Source organism: Aliivibrio finisterrensis (assembly GCF_008933155.1).
GTDB lineage: Bacteria > Pseudomonadota > Gammaproteobacteria > Enterobacterales > Vibrionaceae > Aliivibrio > Aliivibrio finisterrensis.
Genome location: NZ_WBVP01000122.1, coordinates 1 through 278 on the forward strand (window position 1 = coordinate 1; position 278 = coordinate 278).

Here is a 278-nt window from a genome sequence, read left to right on the forward strand (position 1 = left end):
AGTGTTACCCTCGATACGTCAAGCGCTCACAATACGTTAGTGATTGCTGATAAAGGCGATGGCGCCGAGAATCCTGTTTTGGAGCTGGTTGATCCAGTGGCAGGCATCTATATCCGTGAAGGTGTTTTAAAAGTGGGTAGCGCCAAACTGCCAAGCAACATCACGGTGAGTGCTGATGATACCTCGGCGCATTGGCCATCAGGTCAAAGCAAATTATTCTGTGATGGGCCAAATATCAGCGAATACGCCCACACCTTGCAACTTGCAGTAGGGGCTAG

General features: G+C 49.6%; 1 protein-coding gene. It reads left to right on the forward strand.

Annotated features, from left to right (window positions below; genetic code table 11):
- Window positions 1-278, forward strand: a 278-nt coding sequence (locus F8B77_RS17815; protein ID WP_167512888.1) for a hypothetical protein, incomplete at both ends; no start/stop codon positions are given.